General features: G+C 72.7%; 21 protein-coding genes. 11 read left to right on the top strand and 10 right to left on the bottom strand.

Translation table 11 applies throughout. From position 1 onward, the window contains the following. Positions 1–12 precede the first annotated feature (12 nt). From ACTT8P_RS30360 to ACTT8P_RS30315, 10 genes are all read right to left on the bottom strand, one after another. Positions 13–1,161 (bottom strand): acyl-CoA dehydrogenase family protein, encoded by a 1,149-nt coding sequence (locus ACTT8P_RS30360; protein ID WP_442834981.1) that lies wholly within the window; start codon positions 1,159–1,161, stop codon positions 13–15. Further along, positions 1,158–2,177 (bottom strand): acyl-CoA dehydrogenase family protein, encoded by a 1,020-nt coding sequence (locus tag ACTT8P_RS30355; RefSeq protein ID WP_442834980.1) that lies wholly within the window; start codon positions 2,175–2,177, stop codon positions 1,158–1,160. Before ACTT8P_RS30355 ends, ACTT8P_RS30360 begins: the two co-directional genes overlap by 4 nt. A 2-nt stretch (positions 2,178–2,179) precedes the next feature. Beyond that, positions 2,180–2,980 carry an enoyl-CoA hydratase/isomerase family protein gene (locus ACTT8P_RS30350; RefSeq protein ID WP_442834979.1) on the bottom strand — a complete coding sequence of 267 codons (801 nt, stop codon included), beginning with the start codon at positions 2,978–2,980 and terminating at the stop codon, positions 2,180–2,182. A gap of 109 nt (positions 2,981–3,089) precedes the next feature. Beyond that, positions 3,090–3,860: a FadR/GntR family transcriptional regulator gene (locus ACTT8P_RS30345; protein ID WP_442834978.1), complete on the bottom strand. Its 771-nt coding sequence runs from the start codon at positions 3,858–3,860 to the stop codon at positions 3,090–3,092. Between the two features lie 124 nt (positions 3,861–3,984). Then, positions 3,985–4,752 (bottom strand): SDR family NAD(P)-dependent oxidoreductase, encoded by a 768-nt coding sequence (locus ACTT8P_RS30340; protein ID WP_442834977.1) that lies wholly within the window; start codon positions 4,750–4,752, stop codon positions 3,985–3,987. A gap of 32 nt (positions 4,753–4,784) precedes the next feature. After that, positions 4,785–5,951 carry an acyl-CoA dehydrogenase family protein gene (locus tag ACTT8P_RS30335; protein WP_442834976.1) on the bottom strand — a complete coding sequence of 389 codons (1,167 nt, stop codon included), beginning with the start codon at positions 5,949–5,951 and terminating at the stop codon, positions 4,785–4,787. Between the two features lie 160 nt (positions 5,952–6,111). Next, the gene (locus ACTT8P_RS30330) at positions 6,112–6,906 is read right to left on the bottom strand and encodes a TetR/AcrR family transcriptional regulator (RefSeq protein WP_442834975.1); all 795 of its coding nucleotides are present in this window, start codon (positions 6,904–6,906) and stop codon (positions 6,112–6,114) included. 816 nt (positions 6,907–7,722) lie between these two features. Next, positions 7,723–8,229, bottom strand: coding sequence for a carboxymuconolactone decarboxylase family protein (locus ACTT8P_RS30325; protein WP_442834974.1), 507 nt, complete (start codon positions 8,227–8,229; stop codon positions 7,723–7,725). After that, positions 8,226–8,948, bottom strand: coding sequence for an SDR family NAD(P)-dependent oxidoreductase (locus ACTT8P_RS30320; RefSeq protein ID WP_442834973.1), 723 nt, complete (start codon positions 8,946–8,948; stop codon positions 8,226–8,228). The genes ACTT8P_RS30325 and ACTT8P_RS30320 overlap by 4 nt, the downstream gene beginning before the upstream one ends. After that, a complete protein-coding gene (locus ACTT8P_RS30315) occupies positions 8,945–9,457 on the bottom strand; it encodes a hypothetical protein (protein ID WP_442834972.1) in 513 nt (170 codons plus the stop codon). Before ACTT8P_RS30315 ends, ACTT8P_RS30320 begins: the two co-directional genes overlap by 4 nt. Before the next feature lie 178 nt (positions 9,458–9,635). Here ACTT8P_RS30315 and ACTT8P_RS30310 point away from each other — a divergent pair, with 178 nt between their 5' ends. The 11 genes from ACTT8P_RS30310 to ACTT8P_RS30260 form a co-directional block, all read left to right on the top strand. Further along, on the top strand, positions 9,636–10,367 hold the full coding sequence (locus tag ACTT8P_RS30310; protein ID WP_442834971.1) for an SDR family oxidoreductase: 732 nt from the start codon (positions 9,636–9,638) through the stop codon (positions 10,365–10,367). Continuing rightward, positions 10,364–11,830: an aldehyde dehydrogenase family protein gene (locus ACTT8P_RS30305; protein ID WP_442834970.1), complete on the top strand. Its 1,467-nt coding sequence runs from the start codon at positions 10,364–10,366 to the stop codon at positions 11,828–11,830. The genes ACTT8P_RS30310 and ACTT8P_RS30305 overlap by 4 nt, the downstream gene beginning before the upstream one ends. Next, positions 11,827–13,032, top strand: a complete 1,206-nt coding sequence (locus ACTT8P_RS30300) for a CaiB/BaiF CoA transferase family protein (RefSeq protein ID WP_442834969.1) — start codon at positions 11,827–11,829, stop codon at positions 13,030–13,032. Before ACTT8P_RS30305 ends, ACTT8P_RS30300 begins: the two co-directional genes overlap by 4 nt. Positions 13,033–13,090: 58 nt before the next feature. After that, positions 13,091–14,473 carry an ABC transporter substrate-binding protein gene (locus ACTT8P_RS30295; RefSeq protein WP_442834968.1) on the top strand — a complete coding sequence of 461 codons (1,383 nt, stop codon included), beginning with the start codon at positions 13,091–13,093 and terminating at the stop codon, positions 14,471–14,473. Positions 14,474–14,505: 32 nt separating this feature from the next. Beyond that, on the top strand, positions 14,506–14,697 hold the full coding sequence (locus ACTT8P_RS30290) for a ferredoxin (RefSeq protein ID WP_442834967.1): 192 nt from the start codon (positions 14,506–14,508) through the stop codon (positions 14,695–14,697). A 35-nt stretch (positions 14,698–14,732) separates the two neighbouring features. Further along, positions 14,733–16,100, top strand: coding sequence for a cytochrome P450 (locus tag ACTT8P_RS30285; RefSeq protein WP_442834966.1), 1,368 nt, complete (start codon positions 14,733–14,735; stop codon positions 16,098–16,100). Beyond that, entirely contained in the window at positions 16,097–17,752 is a 1,656-nt protein-coding gene (locus ACTT8P_RS30280; RefSeq protein ID WP_442834965.1) for a thiolase C-terminal domain-containing protein, read from the top strand. The genes ACTT8P_RS30285 and ACTT8P_RS30280 overlap by 4 nt, the downstream gene beginning before the upstream one ends. Beyond that, the gene (locus tag ACTT8P_RS30275; RefSeq protein ID WP_442834964.1) at positions 17,749–18,663 is read left to right on the top strand and encodes an alpha/beta hydrolase; all 915 of its coding nucleotides are present in this window, start codon (positions 17,749–17,751) and stop codon (positions 18,661–18,663) included. Before ACTT8P_RS30280 ends, ACTT8P_RS30275 begins: the two co-directional genes overlap by 4 nt. Continuing rightward, positions 18,656–19,156, top strand: a complete 501-nt coding sequence (locus ACTT8P_RS30270) for a DoxX family protein (RefSeq protein WP_442834963.1) — start codon at positions 18,656–18,658, stop codon at positions 19,154–19,156. The genes ACTT8P_RS30275 and ACTT8P_RS30270 overlap by 8 nt, the downstream gene beginning before the upstream one ends. After that, positions 19,153–19,998, top strand: coding sequence for an NAD(P)-dependent oxidoreductase (locus ACTT8P_RS30265; protein WP_442834962.1), 846 nt, complete (start codon positions 19,153–19,155; stop codon positions 19,996–19,998). Before ACTT8P_RS30270 ends, ACTT8P_RS30265 begins: the two co-directional genes overlap by 4 nt. Before the next feature lie 69 nt (positions 19,999–20,067). Further along, the coding region (locus ACTT8P_RS30260) for a TetR/AcrR family transcriptional regulator (protein WP_442834961.1) at positions 20,068–20,411 on the top strand (344 nt) is incomplete at its 3' end.

Here is a 20,411-nt window from a genome sequence, read left to right as displayed (position 1 = left end):
ACGGGACTCCGTTCAGCCACGGTCGCCGTCCGGCAGGCGCAGCAGCCGTTTGGCGATGATGTTCCGCTGGATCTGTGACGTACCGCCGTAGACGGAGGCGGCCCTGGAGTACAGATAGGCGCCGAGGATCTCACCGGGCTCCCCGTACACCTGCTCGGGGAACACCTTCAGCGCGGTCTCGTACAGCCGTTGTTCGACACGGGTCATCAGCAGTTTGTCCACCGACGACTCCGGCCCCGCGCTCCGTTCGGCCAGCCGCTCGGCGGTGCGGCGGCGGGCATGGGCGACCAGTACCCCGTAGTCGGTGACACAGCGGCCGATGTCGCGCAGCAGTCCGTCGGGCAGGCTGTCCCGGTCCTGACGCGCCCGGCGGCGCAGCCGCTCCACGAGCAGTCCGTACGTCGACAGGTGCCCGGTGTCCAGGGCGTTGCGCTCATAGGCCACGGTCGTCATCGCCAGCGCCCACCCGTCCCCCTCGGCGCCGATCCGGTCGGCCTCCTCCAGGGACACGTCGTCGAGGAACAGTTCGCAGAACTCGTCGTCGCCGTTGGCCGCCCGCAACGGCCGGACCGTCACCCCGGGCCGGTCCAGCGGCAGCACGAACGCCGAGAGCGAGGCGTGCGGGGGGCCCTCGGGGTCGGTGCGGGCCAGCAGCAGGCACAGCTGGGAGTGCTGGGCGTAACTGGTCCACAGTTTGTGCCCGTTGACGGTGTACCGGCCGTCCGGTCCCCGGTCGGCGCGGGTGCTCATGCCCGCCAGGTCCGAGCCGGCGCCCGGCTCGCTGAAGCCCTGGCACCACAGATCGTCACCGGCCAGCATCCGGGGCAGCAGCCGCCGGCACTGCTCCTCGGAGCCGAACTCCCGCAGGGCGTGCGCGAGATAGCCGATCCGGGGGACGCCGGGCGCGCCCCGGGCTCCCAGCTCGTCGCTGACGGCGACCTGGTGCAGGGCGGTCAGGCCGCGACCGCCGTACTCGCCGGGCACGTCGAGGCCGACCCAGCCGCCGGCGTGCAGCATGCGGTGCCAGCGGTGCAGGAAGACCGGGTACGGCTCGTCCGGGGCGCGGGCCGGCAGCGGGTTCGCGGCCAGCCAGGTACGCAGCTCCCGGCGCAGGCGCTCCAGGTCGGCAGGGTTGCCGAAGTCCAGTGGGGGGGTGCTCATGACGCCGCCTCCTCCTCGGCCGCCACGGCCGCCAGGGGCACCCCGGCGGGTGCCGGGGCGACGTCGTCGGCCAGGAGCGGCAGCAGGTCGGCCGTGGTGGCCAGCAGCCGGGCGCCCATGAGCACCCGGCGCAGGTACAGGTGGGCCACGTGTTCCCAGGTCTGGGCGATGCCGCCGAACACCTGCATGCCCGCGTACACCGCCTCCACCGCCGAGGTGTTCACCTCGGCCTTGGCGATCCGGGCCGCGGTCAGCGCGCGGTCGGGCGGTTCGTGGTCCAGGCACCAGGCGGCGTACCGGGTGGCACTGGCGCACCCCTCGGCCAGCACCAGTGCGTCGGCGAGCAGGTGCTGCACGGCCTGGAAGGAGCCGATCGGACGTCCGTACTGGCGGCGGTCGCGGGCGTAGTCGGTGCTCAGCTCCAGGAACGCGGTGGCGGCACCGGTCAGTTCGGCGGCGACCATCACCAGCGCGTGGGCCTGCCAGCGCCGCAGGGCGTCGGGGTCGAGCCGGCCGAGGAACGTGCCGTCGTCGTCGGGGACCGTGCGCACGTCCCGCAGCGGATCGGCGGTCGGCACGGGCCGGCCGAGGCCGACCCGCCGTACGGCTCCGTCGGCCGCCACCCACAGCGCGCTGTCGGCCCCGTCGCAGTCCCAGGCGACGAGCGCGTGCGGGTGGGCGCCGGGGAAGCGCAGGTCGGCGGCGAGAGCGAGGGCCGGGCGGGTCGCCGAGTCCGGGGCGTCGAGGAGACGCAGCAGCTCCGGGGCGAGCAGGGCGGTGCCGAGCAGGGAGGTGGTCAGCGGCTGTGCGCCGTGGTCCTCGGCGAGCAGCGCGCACTCCTGCGCCGTCGCGGCCGGCGGGGCGGACCGGCGCAGTTCCGCCAGGCCCAGCTGGTCCAGCGCCCGGCGGGCGGCGGCCCGGGCATCCGGTCCGTCGGCGTCGGCGGTGTCGACGCGGTGCCGGGTCGCGCATGTGCGCAGGGCGTCGCGGACCAGGGTGAACTCTTCCGGTTGCACACTCAGTCCTTTCCGGAGGCGGCCGGCCGGCGGTGCGTCCGGGCGGCCAGCTCGCCGACGACTCGGATGTGGTCGGGGCTGGTCATCGTGGACCGCTCGGCGAGCAGCGCGGCCTCCATGCCGCCCCGCGACACCTGCTCCACCACCATCGCCAGCGCCGCCTTGGTGGCCCGCAGCGCCTCCGCGGGCTGGGCGGCGAGCCGGTGGGCCAGCGCGAGCGCCTCGGCCATCAACTCCCCGGGCGGGACCGTGCGGTTGGCCAGTCCCAGTCCGACGGCGGTGGCCGCGGGGATGCGGTCCCCGGTGAACAGGTACTCCTTGACCCGCAGCAGGCTGGTCAGCAGCGGCCACAGGGTGACCCCACCGTCACCCGCCACCAGCCCGACCGACACATGAGGATCGGCGAGGTAGGCGTCCTCGGCCATCAGCACCAGGTCGCAGCCGAGCGCCAGGCTGCAGCCGAGGCCCACGGCGGGGCCGTTGACCGCCGCGATCACCGGCAGCGGGAAGCGGATCATCTCCGTCTGGATGACGCGGTCCAGGCGGATCGACCGCTCCCGCAGCTCCGGGTCCTGGTGGTGGCGGACCAGGTGGTCGAAGTCGCCGCCGGCGCTGAACGCCCGTCCCGCGCCGGTCAGGACGACCGCCCGGGCCTTGGGATCGTCCGCCAGCTCCCGCCACACCTCGCTGAGGCGGCGGTGCAGCTCCTCGGAGACACCGTTGAGCCGGTCGGGACGGTTCAGTGTGACGACGCGGATGTCGCCGTCGGCGGCCACGGTCAGCGCGGGGCTCACGTCGCTCATGCGGCGATGATATGTATGGTCAGACCGAAACTGTCAATGTAGTTGCTGAAAAATGAGAACATCATTCTCGGCAGAGCGTGCGCCGGTCCGGCCGTCCACCGGACCGTCCTCAGCCGTCGGTCGCGGGCAGGTCCACCAGTTCACGCCCGTCCACTTCCGCGGCGGCTCGCGCGAAGCCGCACACGTGCCGGCTCATGCGCCGGTGCGCCGCCTCGGGGTCCTGGGCCCGGATCGCCTCGGTGATCCGGGTGTGGGCGCGGGCGGTCAGCCGGCGCAGGTCGGGGTCGGTGAACCGGGCCAGGTCGGTGGAGGCGTGGATGGACTGGGACAGGGCGGCCAGGAAGCCGATGAGCAGTTCGTTGTCGCCCGCCTTGGCGACGGCGTTGTGCCACTGGATGTTGGCGCGCAGGAAGCGGGAGTGGTCGTCCCCGGCGCCCACCAGGTCGGCGTGTGCGATGTCCAGTTCCCGGAGGTCCGCCTCGGTGCGCCGCCGCGCGGCCAGCGCCGCGCAGGCCGGTTCGATCGCCTCGCGGGTCTCGTGCAGCGCCTCCAGCCGGAGCCGCTGCCCCCTGATCACCAGCCGCACCGTGCTGGCGAGCGACTCGCGTCCCGGCCGGTGCACGAACGCCCCGCCGCCGCGCCCCGGCCGGATCTCCACCAGCCGCTCCACCTCCAGGACGCGCAGTGCCTCCCGTACCGTCGCACGGCTCAGTCCGGTCTGCTCGACCAGCTGGCGTTCCGGGGGCAGTGCGGTGCCCTCCTCGAACTCCCCGGACAGGATGCGCTCACGCACCTCGGCCGCCAGCACGTCCGACGCCTTCGGCACGGTGAGCGCCTCGAAGCGGGGCGCGGGCGGGGTCGGTTCGGCGGCGCTGGACACGGTGCGGGCCTCTCGTCGGGCGTCCTGTTCGGCCGGAGCGGGGAGAGAGCCCCGGCCGGACCATTCAACACAGCCCGGACGGGAGCTGTCACCCGGCCGCCGCCCGGTCACGCCGGGGCCGCCGTCACATGACCAGGCCCCCGTCCACCGGCAGGACCTGACCGGTGACGAAGGAGGCCGCGTCCGAGGCGAGGAACACGAAGGCGCCCGCGACCTCGTCGGGCTCGGCCCATCTGCCGAGCGGGATGCGGGCGAGCATGCGCTGCGCGAACTTGGGGTCGGTGCGGATGGTCTGCGTCATCGAGGTGGCGGCCAGCGGCGCCAGGGCGTTGACGAGGATGCGGCTGCGGGCCAGCTCCCGGGCGAGCGACTTGGTGAGGCCGATGACGCCGGCCTTGGCCGCCGAGTAGTTCACCTGGCCGAGGGTGCCGGTCAGGCCCGCCGAGGAGGTGACGTTCAGGACGCGTCCGGTGCCGTCCGTCGCCAGATGCGGCAGCGCCGCCTGCGTGCAGTGGAAGGCGCCCAGCAGATGGATGTCGACCAGCCGCCGGACGGAGTCCTCGGTGAGCTTGTCGAACATGGCGGGTGCGGTGACGCCGGCGTTGTTGACCAGGATGTGCAGGGTGCCGCCGGTCAGTGCGGCGGCGCGCGCCGCCGCGGCGTCGGCGGCGCCGCGGTCGGTCACGTCGAGCACGGCGTCCGCGGCGCGCAGCCCGGCGCCGGTCAGCTTCCGGGCGACCGCTGCCGCCGCGTCGCCGTCCACGTCGGTGACGAGCACCGCGGCCCCGGCGCGGGCCAGCGCCTGCGCCACCGCGGCTCCGATGCCGCCGGCCGCCCCGGTCACCAGCGCGGAGCGCCCCGTGAGGTCGAACAGTCCCGTTCGGTCGGTCATGGCTGACTCCTTGAGTTGCGCAACCGGCGGTTTCAGTAGCTGCGGGGGAGGCCCAGTACGTGGCTGCCCAGGAAGTTGAGGACCATCTCCTGGCTGACCGGTGCGATCCGCATCAGCCGGGCCTCGCGGAAGAAGCGGGCCACGGGATACTCCTCGGAGTAGCCCATCCCGCCGTGTGTCTGCAGGGCGCGGTCGGCGGCGGTGAACCCGGCGTCGGCGCACAGGTACTTGGCGGTGTTCGCCTCCCGCCCGCAGGGCCGCCCCCGGTCGTACAGCCAGGTCGCCTTGCGCAGCACCAGCTCCGCCGCGTCGAGCCGGGCGAGCGAGTCGGCCAGCGGGAACTGGATGCCCTGGTTCATGCCGATGGGCCGGCCGAACACCTCGCGCTCGCGGCCGTAGGACACCGCCCGCTCCAGCGCCACCCGGCCGATGCCCAGCGCCTCGGCGGCGATCAGCATCCGCTCCGGGTTGAGGCCGTCCAGCAGGTGGCGGAACCCCTGGCCCTCCTCGCCCACCCGGTCCGCCACGGGCACCCGCAGTTCGTCGATGAACAGCTCGTTGGAGGTGACGGCGTTGCGGCCCATCTTCGGGATCGGACGGATGTCGACGTGGTCGCGGTCGAGGTCGGTGAGGAACAGCGTCATGCCGTCCGTCGGCTTCGCCACCTCCTCGCGCCGCGCGGTGCGGGTCAGCAGCAGGATCTTCTCCGACTCCACCGCCTTGGAGATCCACACCTTCCGGCCGCTGACGACGTAGTGGTCGCCGTCGCGCCGGGCGTACGTCGTGATGCTCGCCGTGTCCAGCCCGGCGCCGGGCTCGGTCACCCCGAAGCAGACGTGCAGGTCCCCGTCGGCGACGCGGGGCAGGGTGCGGCGCTTGAGCTCCTCCGAGCCGTGCACCACGACCGGATGCATGCCGAAGATGGAGAGGTGGATGGCGCTGGCGGCGTTCATCCCGCCCCCCGACCGGGCCACCTCCTCCAGCAGCAGGGTGGCCTCGGTGATGCCGAGGCCGTGGCCGCCGTACCCCTCGGGGATGGTGATGCCGAGCCAGCCGCCCCGGGCCACGGCGTCGTAGAACTCCGCGGGGAAGGCATGGTCGCGGTCCTTCTCCATCCAGTACCGGTCGTCGAAGTCACGCAGGAGACCGGCCACGGCCTTGCGGATCGTCTCCTGGTCCTCGGTCAGCTCGAAGTCCACGGCGGGGCGCCCCTCTGCCGGTCGCTGATAGGTGAAACATATCAAAGGTCAGACCGAAGGGGGCGTCAAGTGGTGCGCGGTCAGGGGCTCTTGCATCAGGGGCTGTTGACGAAGGGCCCGCGTGGACGCGGACCCTTCGAGGCGGACGGACGGGGTCGGATCAGGCCTTGTCGCGTCCGGCGGCGGTCTTCCTGGTGCTGGCCTTCTTCGCCGCCGTCTTCCTGGCGGCGGTCTTCTTGGCGGTGGCCTTCTCGGGGGTGGCCTGCTCGGCGGTGGCGGGCTGCGCGCCGGTCCCGGTGATGCCGCCCAGGCAGAACGCCCACACGTCCTCCGCCCCGATCCGGGACGGCTGGGCACCGACCGGGGCGGCGGGCGCCTGGGCCGTGAACATCGCCGTCTGCATGATCAGGGAGGCGGTGCGCCGGGGGCGGGGGGCGACGGCCCGGCCGCTCTCCACCGCGGTCTCCACCAGCTCGGTGAACAGGGTCAGCAGCGGCACGTGGGCGGTGGCCACCTGGTCCGGGTGGCTGACGAGCAGCTGGACGGCGAAGTCGGTGAAGAGGGGGGACTGCTGGCCCTTGCGTGGAGTGGACGCCGCGTAGAGCAGGTCCACGGCGACCTTGAGCCGCTCCAGCGGATCGGTCACGGACGCGATGCTCTCCCGCATTTCGGCCGCTGAGCGCGCCAGTGCGTCCTCGAAGAGGGCGAGCAGCAGTTCGTGCTTGCCGTCGAAGTGCTGGTAGAAGCTGCGCAGTGACTGACGGGAGCGCTCGACGACTTCCTGCACCGTGAAGTCGGTGGTGCCCTTGTCGGCGATCAGCTCCTGCGCGGCGTCCAGGAAGCGCTGGACGCGCTGTTCGGCGCGCAGCTTCGCGGCGCGGGTGGAGCGCTCGACGGCGCGCTGCCGCCACGCGGGCTCAGGGGGCTCGACCGGTTCGGCTGGGACGACACTCATGGAAGAACGGTACTCCACGTATGTGAAAAGAAGTCGCACTCGCCCTACCGAATCATGCTCCGCGCGATACGAGACTCTTACTCCCCGTTATCGAGAATGATGTTCTCGGTCGAGCGGTGCTGCCGTACACGGAGCCATCGGGGAAGCGGAGACCGTACGTGGAGTCCCGGCTCGACGCGGAGCAGCGGCTGCCGTGCCGCACGGTGCGCGAGACGGTCGCCGGGGTACGGCCGCGGCCGCCCGGGACAAGCGGTACGGCCGTGTCCCACGCCGGCGAGGTCGCGCCGCTCATGCCCGAGGGCGTCACCGTCGTGCCGGGTGCGCGCCCCGGCGCCGCGCGGGCAGAGCTCCGACGGCCACCGCGGCCGGTGCCCGTCGCCGCGTCCTCGACCGGACGTCCGCGCACGTGAGGCAGCGCACCCGGGCGGGCCGGCCGCCCGGCTCCTTCCAGGCCGTCGGACACAAGGCCCGCGGGCGGCCGTCGAGCGGCCCCGCGCCCGCTCCGCCGCGCCGGCCCTCGACGAGGACGAGCCGCGTCGGCACCGGAGCGCGCCCAGGGCGAAGGCGGCGGCGGGGGAGTGCGACGCGCTGCCGCACCCCGCCCGCACGGGCCCGTACCACCGCGGGAACCTCCGTCTCCAGCCGGTCCGGACGCCACGTCCACCGCTTCGCGGGCACCCTCGGCGGCGGCACCAGGAGGACGCGGCGCGACATCATCGCCGAACGCGTCCTCGGCCCACCGGGCTGGGCGCCGCTCACGGACCAGCCCCTGTACCTCGCCGACAGGAAGGAGCAGCTGAGGCGGGGGTGAGGGTGCTACTCGGCTCCGGCGTCGTCCGGTTCCACCTCGAAGGTGTTCAGCGCCGCCGCCAGCATCCCGTAACCCCCCACCGTGAACACGAAGTCCAGCAGCTGCCGTTCGTCCCACTGCTTCGCCAGCTCCGCGTAGGTCGCGTCGGACAGGACGGAGGCGGTCTCCAGTTCGTCGACGGCCCGGTTCACCAGGGTGCCGGCGCCGGTGCGTACGTCGTCGAGGTCGTCCTCCGTCACCCCGGCCCGCCGCGCCATCGGCACATGCTGCGCCCACTCGTACCGGCACCGCCGGCGCCACGCCACCCGCAGCACCGCCAGCTCGCGCTCCTTGTCCGGCAGCGAGCTGCGGGCCAGCAGGTGGGCGGAGAACGTGAGGAAGGACCTGGCGAGCGCCGGGTGGTGCTGGAGCAGTCCCAAAACGTTCGAGGGCGGCACCGTCCGTCCGCCGGTCAGCGGGCGCAGCGCCTCGGTGTCCCAGTCCTCGTACGGTACGGGCGGCAGCCTGGTCATGTGTTGCGGCCCCCGTTCACGCCGATGATCTGTCCGGTGATGTAGCCGGCCTCCTCGCTCACCAGGAACGCGCAGGCCGCCGCGATGTCCTCCGGGCGGCCCACCCGGCGCACCGGGGTACGTGCGATGTGGTCCTCGACGGTGCCGCCGAGCCGCCGGCCCTCCTCGGCCAGACGCAGCATCGGAGTGTCGATGAAACCGGGAGGGACCGCGTTGACGGTGATGCCCCGCGGTCCCAGTTCCAGGGCGAGCGACTTGGTCAGCCCGTTGACCGCCGACTTCGCGGCGACGTAGTGGGCCATGAAGGGCTGGCCGGAGTGGGTGCTGGAGGAGGAGATGTTGACGATCCGGCCCCAGCGGCCTTCCCACATGTCCGGCAGTGCCGACTGCACGCAGTGGTAGACCCCGTTGAGGTTGATGTCGACGATCCGCCGCCATTCGTCGAAGCCCAGGTCGGCGAAGCGCGTGAAACCGTCCTTGCCGGCCGCGTTGACCAGCACCGACACCGGGCCGAAGCGGTCACGCACCGCGTCCATCGCCTTGTCCACCTGCGCGCGGTCGGCGACGTCCACCCGCAGGGCCAGGCACTCCTCGGCGGGCGCGATGTCGAAGACGGCCACGTTCATACCGTCGGCGGCGAGCCGCCGCGCGATCGCCCGGCCGATGCCGGACGCCCCGCCGGTGACGACGGCGGTCCGCGCCGTGCTCTGCCCGCTCATGCGCCCGCCTCCTCGCCGGTGGTGATCGCGCGGTGCGGCAGCCGCCCGGAGTGCTCGCCGGGGGGCGGTGTCCGGTGCGGGACGCCGGTGTCGCCCCGGACGGCGAGGTCACCGGCCTTCCGGACGTGGGTGTGCCGGGACGGTTCCCGGGTGCACCGGTCCGGCGGTTGCGCCGGCGGTGCACCGCGTCCCGGCATACCTGTCCCGACGGCATGGCCGGTCACCGGCCACGGGCACGCCGGGTGGGTGCCGCCGGACCCGGTACCGCCGCCGACCGCGGCGAGGTGCCGGGCGGTCGCCTCGACGGGCGGGTCGTCGGCGCCGCCGCCCAGGCGCTGGTGCGAGGTGGTCCGCGGGTGTCCGGCGCTCGACCTCCTGGCAGGGCCGACCGGGACGGGGAACAGCTTCCGGCCGCGCGGCTCCACCACCTGCCCGGGCGCACGGCCGAGGTCCGGCGCACCGGTGCACTTTTCCTGGCGGGACGGACACGAGGCCTTCGAAAAGATCATGAGAACCTTCCTTCCGTATCCGAGAAGCATATTCTCAACCAGAGCGCGACGGGAACCCCCGGAGTGGGGGCGGGGGTGGTGCCCCCTCCGGGTGGCCTAGCATGTAATTCTCTTGTCTGAGTCCTTGATTCGCTGAAATGGAGAATGTAGTTTCCGAACAATCGAGCAGGGAGGCGCGATGCGGTTCAAGGACAAGGTGGTCGTCGTCACCGGAGCCGGTCAGGGCATCGGCGAGGGATACGCGAAGGCACTGTCCGCCGAGGGCGCACAGGTGGTGGTCGCCGAGCTGAACGAGGAGCAGGGGCAACGCGTCGCCAAGGAGATCGGAGACGCCCTCTTCGTACGGACCGACGTCGGTGACCCGCTGTCGGCACAGGAACTGGCGGAGACCGTGGTGCGCGAGTTCGGCCGGATCGATCACCTCGTCAACAACGCCGCGATCTTCCAGGGCATGCGCCGCGAGGGCCTCACCACGGTCGACTACGACTATCTCGACCGGTTCCTCAAGGTGAACCTGCTCGGCGCGCTGCACATGACCCGCGCCGTCCTGCCGCACCTCACGGCAGGCTCGGCCGTCGTCAACCAGTCCTCCACCGCGGCCTGGCAGGCCACCGGCTTCTACGGCCTGGCCAAGGCCGGCATCAACCACCTCACCGCCTCCCTCGCCGCCGAACTCGGCGACCGGGGCATCAGAGTCAACGCCATCGCCCCCGGACCGACGGACACCGAGGGCTCCCGCGACATCATCCCCGAGCAGGTCATGGAGACACTCGTGCGGTCACTGGCACTAAAACGCGTGGGGCAGCCGTCGGACCCGGCTGGTCTGATGCTGTTCCTGCTCTCCGACGCGGCGAGCTGGGTCACCGGCCAGGTCGTCGCCGTCGACGGCGGATCGGTGGTGCGGCTGTGAACGCCACCCCGACCAGGGCCCAGCTCATCGACGGCAAGCTCGTCACCGCCGGACCCGCCTTCGCCTCCCACAACCCCGCCACCGGAGACCTGGTCGGGCACGCACCCGACGCGAGCCCGACGGCCGCCGAGGCGGCCGTGGCCGCCGCCCGCCGCGCCTTCGACACCACCGACTGGCCCACCGACCGCGCCCTGCGCCTGCGCTGCCTGCGCCAGCTCCACCGGGCGCTGGACGAACACCGGGAGGAACTGCGCGAGCTGACCATCGCCGAGGCCGGCGCACCCCGCCAGCTCACCCACGGCCCCCAGCTCGACGAGCCGATCGGCATCGTGAAGTACTACGCCGACCTGCTGGAAGGGTACGAGTTCACCGAGGACCTGGGCGAGATCGAATCCCGCGGCCGACGCCATCACCGCTGGGTGGAGAAGGAAGCGGCCGGCGTGGTGGCCGCCATCCTGCCGTACAACTTCCCCAACCAACTGGCCCTGGCCAAGCTGGCGCCCGCCCTCGCGGCCGGCTGCACCGTCGTCCTCAAGGCAGCCCCGCAGACCCCGCTGATCACCCTCGCCCTCGGTGAACTGATCGCGGAGCACACCGACATCCCGTCCGGAGTCGTCAACGTCCTCAGCTCCACCTCTCCCGAGACCGGCGCGGCGCTCACCACCAGCCGCGGCGTCGACGTCGTCACCTTCACCGGCGCCACCGCCACGGGACGGCGCATCATGGCCGCCGCGTCCGGCTCGGTGAAGCGGGTCTTCCTCGAACTCGGCGGGAAGTCCGCCATGATCGTCCTGGACGACGCCGATCTCACGCAGGCCGCCATGTTCGCGGCCTTCACCATCTGCTCCCACTCCGGCCAGGGCTGCGCCCTCACCTCTCGCCTCCTGGTGCCGCGCGCCCGGCACGACGAGATCGTGCAGATGGTCGCGGCCGGACTGGACCGGGTCAAGGTCGGTGACCCCGCCGACCCGCACACCGTCATGGGCCCGCTGATCAGCGAGGACCAGCGCGACAAGGTCGACAGCATGGTACGCCGGGCGGTCGACGACGGCGCCGCCCTCGTGCGGGGCGGCAAGCGCATCGACCCCGGATTCTTCTACGCGCCCACCCTGCTCGCCGATGTCGACCCGGGCAGCGAGATCGCCCAGGAGGAAGTGTTCGGCCCCGTCCTCGCCGTGATCCCCTACGACGACGAGGACGACGCCGTCCACATCGCCAACAACTCCAGGTACGGGCTCTCGGGCGCCGTGCACAGCGCCGACGAGGAACGCGCCATCCGCGTCGCCCGACGCGTCCGCACCGGCACCTTCTCCATCAACGGCGGCAACTACTTCGCTCCCGACGTGCCCTTCGGCGGCTACAAGCAGTCCGGCATCGGGCGGGAGAGCGGCCGGTCCGGGTTCGAGGAGTTCCTGGAGCAGAAGGCGTTCGCCCGCGTCGTCGCACCCGAGGAGAGCGCGTGAAGCCACTGGAGGGTATCAGGGTCGTGGAAGTGGCCATGTACGGCTTCGTGCCCTCGGCGGGTGCCGTCCTGGCCGACTGGGGCGCCGACGTCATCAAGGTCGAGCACGCCGTCACCGGCGATCCGCAGCGCGGCCTGCGCCAGACCGGCAGCTTCAAGGTCGAGGGCGACCCCAACCCCAACGTGGCCCACGCCAACCGGGGCAAACGCTCCCTCGGACTGGACATCTCCAAGCCGGAGGGGCGCGGGGTGCTGCACGAACTGATCGCGGACGCCGACGTCTTCCTCACCAGCTTCCTGCCCGCCTCCCGCGCCCGGCTCGGCATCGACGTCGACGACATCCGCGCGGTCAACCCGCGCATCGTCTACGCCCGGGGCAGCGCACTGGGCCCCCGGGGCCCCGAATCCGACCGGGGCGGCTACGACATGACCGCCTTCTGGGCCAGGGCCGGCACGGCCGCCAGCATCACCCCGCCCGGCACCGACGGCGTGATCACCGCCCCTGGACCGGCCTACGGCGACACCGTCTCCGGCACCAACCTGGCCGGCGGCATCGCCGCCGCGCTGCTGCGCCGCGAACGCACCGGCGAGCCGTCCGTGGTGGACGTCTCCCTGCTCGGCAGCGGCCTGTGGGCGCTCGGCCACTCCATCGCCCTCTCCCTGCACCTGGACCGCGCCTGGGAGGGCGTCACTCCGAACACCCACGGCTCGCCCACCAACCCGCTCACCGGCCTGTACCGCACCCGCGACGACCGGTACGTCTCCCTCGTCATGCTCCAGCCCGCGCGGTTCTGGACCAACGTGTGCCACTGCGTCGGCCGCCCCGACCTCGCCGACGACCCCCGCTTCAACACCGCCGAAGCCCTCGCCGCGCACACCGGTGACGCCGTGAAGATCCTGCGCGAGGTGATCGGCGGCCGGACCCTCGCCGAGTGGACCGAACGGTTCGCCGCGCTGGAGGGCCCCTGGGCACCCGTCCAGGACACCCTCCAGGCGGCTGCCGACAGCCAGGTACGTGCCAACGGATACATCGGGCAGGCCGGCGACCTCGAACTCGTCGCCAGCCCGGTCCAGTTCGACGTCGAGGACACCCTCCTCGGCCCGGCTCCGGAGTTCGCCGCGCAGACGGAGGAGATCCTCACCGAGCTCGGCTACGACTGGGACCGCATCCTCGCCCTCAAGGCGAGCGGGGCGGTCGCCTGACCCGCTTCTTCCGTCACCTCCCCCGGACGACGGCGTCCGGGCCTTCCGAGGAGGCACCATGCGCAGACTTCTCACCGGCGGTGTCACCGTGCTCGCGGTGCTGCTGGCCGCCGGCTGCTCCACCCGCTCCGACGACGACACCGGCTCCGCGGCCGGCAACAGCCCGTCCGCACAGCAGTCGCAGAGCGCGTCGTCGGACTTCGGCACCCTGAAGGACGTGTGCGGTCCCGGTGACGCCGGGAAGTCGACCGTGCAGGGCGTCACCGACGACTCCGTCCAGGTCGGTGTCCTGTCCGACGTCGGCTTCACCAAGAAGTCCGAGTTCGACGACGCGGCCGAGGTCTTCACCTCCTGGTGCAACGACGCGGGCGGCATCAACGGCCGCTCCATCGAACCGGTCGTCCGCGACACCCGGCTGACCGAGGTCCGCCAGCAGACCCTGGAGGCGTGCAAGGAGGACTTCGCCCTGGTCGGCGGCGGCGCGGCCCTGGACGCCCTGGGGGTCAAGGACCGGCTGAAGTGCCTGCTGCCCGCCTTCCCCGCCCAGACCAGCCAGATCGGCGCCATCGGCTCCGACCTCCAGGTGATCGCCTCCCAGCCGACCGCCGGGTACTTCCAGTACTCCGGCTTCTACTCGTGGCTGATGAAGGAGAAGTACCCCGACTCCGCGGCGAAGGTCGGCCTCATCGCCGGCGACGTGCCCGTCACCAAGGTCATGTCCGCCCAGTACGAGGAGGCGGTGGCCGGCCTCGGCGGCAAGGTCTCCTACACCGACCTCTACCCGGCGTCCGGCGTCTCCGACTGGACACCGTACGCCCAGGCGATCAAGAAGGAAGGCGTCAAGGGCCTGGTCTTCCTGGGCGACTTCGCGAGCCTGGCCAAGCTGGAGCAGGCCCTCACCAACATCGGCTACACCCCCGACTGGATCGACGCCAACTCCAACGCCTACAGCCCCGCCTTCCCGCAGCTGGCCGGCGCGGCCCTGGCCGAGCAGCACAACTACGCGGAGCTGTTCGCCACCGCCCCGCTGGAGAGCGCGGCCGACAACCCCGCCACCCAGCAGGTCATCGACCTGTTCGAGAAGTACGCACCGGACAAGGAAGTCACCTACCCCGTGCTGCGCGCCTTCTCCGCCTGGCTGCTGTTCGCCACCGCCGCCCGCGACTGCGCCACCCTCACCCGGGCCTGCGTCCACGAGAACGCGGTCAAGAACACCGACTGGACCGCCGGCGGGCTCCAGGCGCCTTTCGACCTCACCGCGAAGGAGCCGACCTCCTGCTTCTCCGTCGTGGAGGCCACGGAGAAGGGCTGGCAGCCGGCCGACTTCGAGCCCGACCAGGGTGCCTTCCGTTGCGACGGCGCCCCCTACAAGTACCAGGGCGACTACGGCGAACCCGCCACCCTCGCCTCCGTCGGCAAGTCCATGTCCGACCTGACCTGACCTGACCTGATCGTGAACGGGAGCTGAGTGACGTGAGAGTACGCGTCGACCCCGAGCGCTGCCAGGGACACACCCTGTGCTGGATGCACGCTCCGAAGGTGTTCGAACTGAGTGAGACCGACGGCCACTCCTCCGCGGTCCAGGAGGAAGTCCCCGACGACCAGCAGGACCAGGTGGTGGAGGCCGTACGGTCCTGCCCCGAGCGAGCGATCAGCGTCTTCTGAGGGGGGCGCGGCCGACACGAGGAGAGAGCCGACCAATGACCGCATCCGAGCCGCACGACGACGACACCCGAAGGCAGCCCCGCGTCCACTTCGACCGGCACGCCCCCGAATACCGGGACCGGTTCGAGGAGGAGACCCGTGCCTTCCACACCGGCTGCCCGCTGGCCTGGTCCGACACCTACGACGGGCACTGGGTGGCCGCCGGCAACCGCGAACTGCTCGCCTTCGCCCGCGCCGGGCAGAAACTCTCCAACGACCACGACGTCAACGGCGAGCGCCGCGGCTACCAGGGCATCAGCATCCCGGCGCCGGGCCACGGCAAGGGCTTCAAGGGCGGCTTCCTGGAGATGGACCCGCCCGAGCAGCGCGCCTACCGGAGCGCGCTGAATCCCTACCTCTCCCCGGCGGCGATCGCCCGCTGGGTCCCTTTCATCGACGAGGTGGCCCGCGCCTGCCTGGACGAGCGGATCGAGTCGGGACGGATCGACTTCGTCGACGACCTCGCCAACATCGTCCCGGCCGTCTTCACCCTCGCCATGATGGGCGTGCCGCTGAAGAAGTGGCAGCTCTACAACGAGCCCGCGCACGCCGGTGTCTACACCCCGCCGAACTCCCCGGAGATGCCCCGGGTGATCGAGGCGCACAGGGCGATGCTCAAGGACATCGCCACCACGCTGCACGAGGTCAGGGCCCGGCCGCGGCCCGGTCTCGCCGATGCCCTCGCCCGCCTGGAGATCGACGGCACCACCCCGTCCGACCTCGACCTGATCGGGGCCATGGCCCTGCTCATCGGCGGCGGCTTCGACACCACCACCGCGCTCACCGCGCACGCCCTGGAGTGGCTCTCCCAGCACCCCGGCGAGCGCGCCCGGCTGGACCGGGACCGCGCCACGCTGCTCGACCCGGCGACCGAGGAGTTCCTGCGGTTCTTCACCCCGGCGCCCGGGGACGGCCGGACGGTCGCGGAGGACTGCGAGATCGCCGGGAAGGAGTTCCGGGAGGGCGAGCGGGTCTGGCTGTCCTGGGCGATGGCCAACCGGGACCCGGCCGTCTTCCCCGACCCGGACCAGGTCGACCTCGCGCGCCGCGGCAACCGGCACACCGCCTTCGGTCTCGGCATCCACCGCTGCATCGGTTCCAACGTGGCCCGTACGGTCTTCAAGCGGATGCTGATCCAGGTCCTGGACCGCATCCCGGACTTCGTCTGCGACCCCGAGGGCACCGTGCACTACGAGACCATCGGCGTCATCCAGGGCATGCGCCACCTGCCCGCCACGTTCACCCCGGGCCGACGCCTGGGCCCCGGCCTGGACGAGACGCTGGAGACCCTCCAGCGGGCCTGCGACGAGCAGGGCCTGGCCGCACCGGTCACCGTGCGCAAGGCGGAGGCGAAGGTCCGTTGACCACGCACCGCCCGGACGCGCAAGCCCGTCCCCGGCCGCTGCCGGACCAGGAGAGCGAGTTCTTCTGGACCTCCGGCCGGGACGGGCGGCTGCGCTTTCGCTCCTGCACCGCCTGCGCGGCCCTGATCCACCCGCCGGGGCCCGTCTGCCGCCACTGCCGGGGCCACGACACCGCGATCCGCGAGGTCTCCGGCCGGGCGGTGCTGATCGGTTACACCGTCAACCACCGCTTCCCGCTGCCCGGCCTGCCCACCCCGTTCGTCGTCGCCCAGGTCGCGATCGAGGAGGACCCGCGCGTCCGGCTGACCACCAACGTCATCGACTGCGCCCCGGACGACCTGCGCCTGGGCATGCTCATGGAGGTCGTCTTCGAGCAGGCCGGCGACGCCTGGCTGCCCCTCTTCCGCCCCGCCGCCGACCAGCCGGACCCGGCGCCGCTCCCGCCGGACGAGCCGGTCCGCGTCCGCACCGCCGCACCCCGCCACCGTTTCGAGGACAAGGCCGTCATCAGCGGCGCCGGCGCCTCCCGCATCGGCCGCCGCCTCATGGTCCCGCCCCTCCACCTGACCGTGGAGGCCTGCGAGAAGGCCGTCGCCGACGCCGGGCTCACCCTCGACGACATCGACGGCCTGTCCACCTACCCCGGCGCCGGGGCCTACGGCGGCTTCGCCGAGGGCGGCGTCACCGCGCTGGAGTCGGCACTCGGCATCCGGCCCGTCTGGCACAACGGCGCCGGCGAGACCTTCGGCCCCGGCGGCTCCGTGATCGCCGCGATGCTGGCGGTGGCCGGCGGACTGGCCCGGCACGTCCTGTGCTACCGCACGGTGTGGGAGGCGACCCACGCCGAACTGGTCCGCCAGGGGGAGATCCAGCCGCCCCGGGCGGCCGGCGCGGACGGCTGGTTCAAACCCTTCGGCGCCGTCTCGCCCGCGGTCATGCTCGCCATGAACGCCCAGCGCCACATGCACCGCTACGGCACCACCCGCGAGACCCTCGGCTGGATCGCCCTCAACCAGCGGGCCGCCGCCGCCCGCCACCCCGACGCGATCTACCGCACCCCGCTGACCATGGACGACTACCTTACCGCCCGCACCGTCAGCACCCCCTTCGGCCTCTACGACTGCGACGTCCCCTGCGACGCCGCCACCGCCGTCGTCGTCTCCGCCGCCGACACCGCGCCCGACCTCGCGCGGCCCCCGATCCGCGTCGAGGCGGTGGGCACGCGGATCGGGGAGCGGCCCGAGTGGGACCAGGCCTCCCTCACCCACGAACCGCAGGTGCTCGGCCAGGCCGCGCACCTGTGGACCCGCACCGGCCTGCGCCCGGCCGACGTCGACGTGGCCCTCCTCTACGACGGCTTCACCTTCAACTGCCTGTCCTGGATCGAGGCCCTCGGCTTCTGCGGCATCGGCGAGGCCCGCGACTTCCTGGACGGTGGCAAGAACATCGCCCCGGGCGGCGTCCTGCCGCTCAACCCGCACGGCGGCCAGCTCTCCCACGGCCGCACCCACGGCATGGGCCTGCTGCACGAGGCCGTGCTGCAACTGCGCGGCGACGCGGACGCCCGCCAGGTGCCCGGCGCCCGCACCGCCGTGGTCTCCAGCGGCGGACTGACCCCCAGCGGCGTACTCCTGCTCAGGACGGACGGATGACCTCGACCGAACCCGAACTCGCCACCCGTGTCCATCGGGAAGTGGTGGACGTGCACGGTGTGCCCGCCTCCGCGCTGGTCGTCGAGGCCGTCCGCCCCCGGGCGGTGATCGTGGCCCTGCACGGTGGCGCCACCAACTCCGTCTACTTCGACCACCCCGGCCACCCGGGCCTGTCCCTGCTGCGCACCGCCGCCACGGCCGGCTTCACCGCCGTCGCCCTGGACCGCCCCGGCTACGGCAGCTCCGCCGGACACGAAACCCGCCTGGGAACTCCGCAGCGGCGCACCGACTTCGCCTTCACCGCCGTCGATACCCTCCTGAAGGACCGGGACAGTGGCCTCGGCGTGTTCGTCTGGGCCCACTCCGCGGGTTGCGAACTCGCGGTCCGCATGGCCTGCGACCCACGTGGCGCGGACCTGCTGGGCGTGGAACTGGCCGGCATGGGACGCACCCACCACCCCCACATGCTCGCCGCCATGGAGGAGTGGCGGCGCGACCCCGGCCGCATTCGCCCCAACCTGCGCGGCGTGCTGTGGGACCCGCCGCACGCCTACCCGCCCGACGTCCACGGCGGACGCGGCATCGGAGCCACCTCGCCCTCGTACGAGGGCCGCCGGGAGCAGTGGCAGGAGGAGTTCGCCCGGCTCGCCGGGCGGGTGCCGGTCCCGGTGCACATCACCCTCGCCGAGTACGAGCAGGTGTGGCTCAACGGCCCGGAGGGGCTGGCCGACCTGGCATCCGTGTTCACCCGTGCGCCCCGGCTCGTGCTGCACGAGCAGGCGGGCGCCGGCCACAACACCAGCGTCAGCCGCACCGCCCTCGCCTACCACCTGCGCGTCCTCGCCTTCGTCGAGGAGTGCGCGCTCGGCGTCCCGGCGCTGCCCGCCGAACGGAGGCACCTCGATGGGTGAGCCCGTGGACGCCGCCCTGCTGCTGGTGCGGGCCGTCATCGGCGCGGTCATGGTGGCGCACGGCTGGAACCACTGGCGCGGCGGAGGCGGTATCAGCGGCACGGCGGGCTGGTTCGCCGGGCTCGGCCTGCGCCGCCCGCGCCTGCAGGCCTGGTGCAGCGTGGTCACCGAGATCGGCGCGGGCGTGCTGCTGGCCGTGGGGCTGTTCACCCCGCTGGCCTGCGCCGGCGTGCTGTCGGTGATGCTGGTGGCCGGACTGCTTGCCCACCGCCCGCACGGTTTCTTCGTCTTCAAGGAGGGCTACGAGTACGTTCTCGTGCTGGGCGTCCTCGCGGTCGCCCTCGGGGCCTGGGGGCCGGGGGAGTACGCCGTCGACACGGCGACGGACCTCGCCGTGACCGGATGGGCGGGCGCCGGCCTGGTGCTCGCGGTGGCCGCGGTGGCGACGGGCGGGCTGCTGGCCGCGTTCTGGCGGCCACGGGAGACGACGTGAGAGGACGACGTGACATGCGGATCGGTTTCATCGGACTGGGCAGCCAGGGCGCGCCCATGGCACGGCGGATCGTCGACGCGGGCTACGGGACGACCCTGTGGGCGCGCCGGTCCGCCACCCTCGCCCCGTTCGCGGACACCCCGGCCAAGACCGCCGGTTCACCGGCCGAACTGGCCGCCGCCAGCGATGTGGTGTGCCTCTGCGTGGTCGACGACGCGGACGTGGAGCAGCTGACCACCGGGCCGGACGGCGTGCTGGCCGGAATGCGCCCCGGTGGAGTGCTCGTGGTGCACTCCACCGTGCATCCCGAGACCTGCCGCCGGCTGGCGGAGCAGGCCCGCGGCCGGCGGGTCTCCGTCCTGGACGCGCCGGTCAGCGGCGGCGGCCGGGCCGCGGCGGAGGGCACCCTGCTCGTCATGGCGGGCGGCGACCCGCAGGTGTTCGCCTACTGCCGGCCGCTGTTCGCCACGTACGGCGATCCCGTCGTGCACCTGGGTCCGACCGGCGCCGGGCAGCTCGCCAAGCTGCTCAACAATGTCCTGTTCACCGCCCAGTTGGGTCTGGCGGCGGAAGCGCTGGACCTCGGTGGCCGACTGGGACTGGACGCGGCCGGACTGGGCCGGGTGTTGCCCCGGGGCAGTGCGGCGAGCTTCGCCCTGGAACGCCTTACCGACGCGGGCGGCGCCCTGGAGCGCATCGCCGCCCACGCGGGCGGGCTGCTGGCCAAGGACGTGCGGCTGTTCACGGACATCGTGGAGAGCGCCGCGCCCGGGGCGCACGGGCGACATCCGGACACCGTGCGGCAAGCGGCGCGTGCCGCGCTGGACGCGATGGGACGCTGATGCCGTCACCCCGTCCCGGCGTGATGCGTACGGTGTGCGGGCACCGGCCAACGGCGGAAGGGCACGAGCGTGGGTTCTGCGCGGCGTCAGGACATCCTGGAAGCGGCACTGGAGGTGTTCGCCGAACGCGGCTTCAAGAGCGCATCGATCGACGCGGTGGCCGAGCGGGCGGGACTGACCCGGCAGGGAGTGCTGCACTACTTCCCCAGCAAGAAGCGGCTGCTGCTGGACATGCTGGACTTCCGCGAGCAGCTCAACCGCGCGCATCTCGCGGACCACCCGGTCGGCGAGGACCTGTCCGCGTACTTCGCGGCGGCCGTCTCCTTCGAGCAGAGCCATCCGTCGTTCGCCACCGTGCACAGCGTGGTGGTGGCCGACGCGGTAACCGGGCAGGAACCGGCGCGCGGTTACGT

Source organism: Streptomyces sp. JW3, assembly GCF_052216785.1.
GTDB lineage: Bacteria > Actinomycetota > Actinomycetes > Streptomycetales > Streptomycetaceae > Streptomyces.
Note: the sequence above shows the minus strand (reverse complement) of the source record. Positions and strands in the feature narration are given on the sequence as shown.

What these genes read in the sequence shown, in the direction of transcription:
- ACTT8P_RS30360 (WP_442834981.1), bottom strand. Translation starts at nt 1,161, where the DNA reads ATGAGCACCCCCCCACTGGACTTCGGCAACCCTGCCGACCTGGAGCGC.
- ACTT8P_RS30350 (WP_442834979.1), bottom strand. Translation starts at nt 2,980, where the DNA reads ATGAGCGACGTGAGCCCCGCGCTGACCGTGGCCGCCGACGGCGACATC.
- ACTT8P_RS30340 (WP_442834977.1), bottom strand. Translation starts at nt 4,752, where the DNA reads ATGACCGACCGAACGGGACTGTTCGACCTCACGGGGCGCTCCGCGCTG.
- ACTT8P_RS30330 (WP_442834975.1), bottom strand. Translation starts at nt 6,906, where the DNA reads ATGAGTGTCGTCCCAGCCGAACCGGTCGAGCCCCCTGAGCCCGCGTGG.
- ACTT8P_RS30325 (WP_442834974.1), bottom strand. Translation starts at nt 8,229, where the DNA reads ATGACCAGGCTGCCGCCCGTACCGTACGAGGACTGGGACACCGAGGCG.
- ACTT8P_RS30320 (WP_442834973.1), bottom strand. Translation starts at nt 8,948, where the DNA reads ATGAGCGGGCAGAGCACGGCGCGGACCGCCGTCGTCACCGGCGGGGCG.
- ACTT8P_RS30315 (WP_442834972.1), bottom strand. Translation starts at nt 9,457, where the DNA reads ATGATCTTTTCGAAGGCCTCGTGTCCGTCCCGCCAGGAAAAGTGCACC.
- ACTT8P_RS30310 (WP_442834971.1), top strand. Translation starts at nt 9,636, where the DNA reads ATGCGGTTCAAGGACAAGGTGGTCGTCGTCACCGGAGCCGGTCAGGGC.
- ACTT8P_RS30295 (WP_442834968.1), top strand. Translation starts at nt 13,091, where the DNA reads ATGCGCAGACTTCTCACCGGCGGTGTCACCGTGCTCGCGGTGCTGCTG.
- ACTT8P_RS30285 (WP_442834966.1), top strand. Translation starts at nt 14,733, where the DNA reads ATGACCGCATCCGAGCCGCACGACGACGACACCCGAAGGCAGCCCCGC.
- ACTT8P_RS30275 (WP_442834964.1), top strand. Translation starts at nt 17,749, where the DNA reads ATGACCTCGACCGAACCCGAACTCGCCACCCGTGTCCATCGGGAAGTG.
- ACTT8P_RS30270 (WP_442834963.1), top strand. Translation starts at nt 18,656, where the DNA reads ATGGGTGAGCCCGTGGACGCCGCCCTGCTGCTGGTGCGGGCCGTCATC.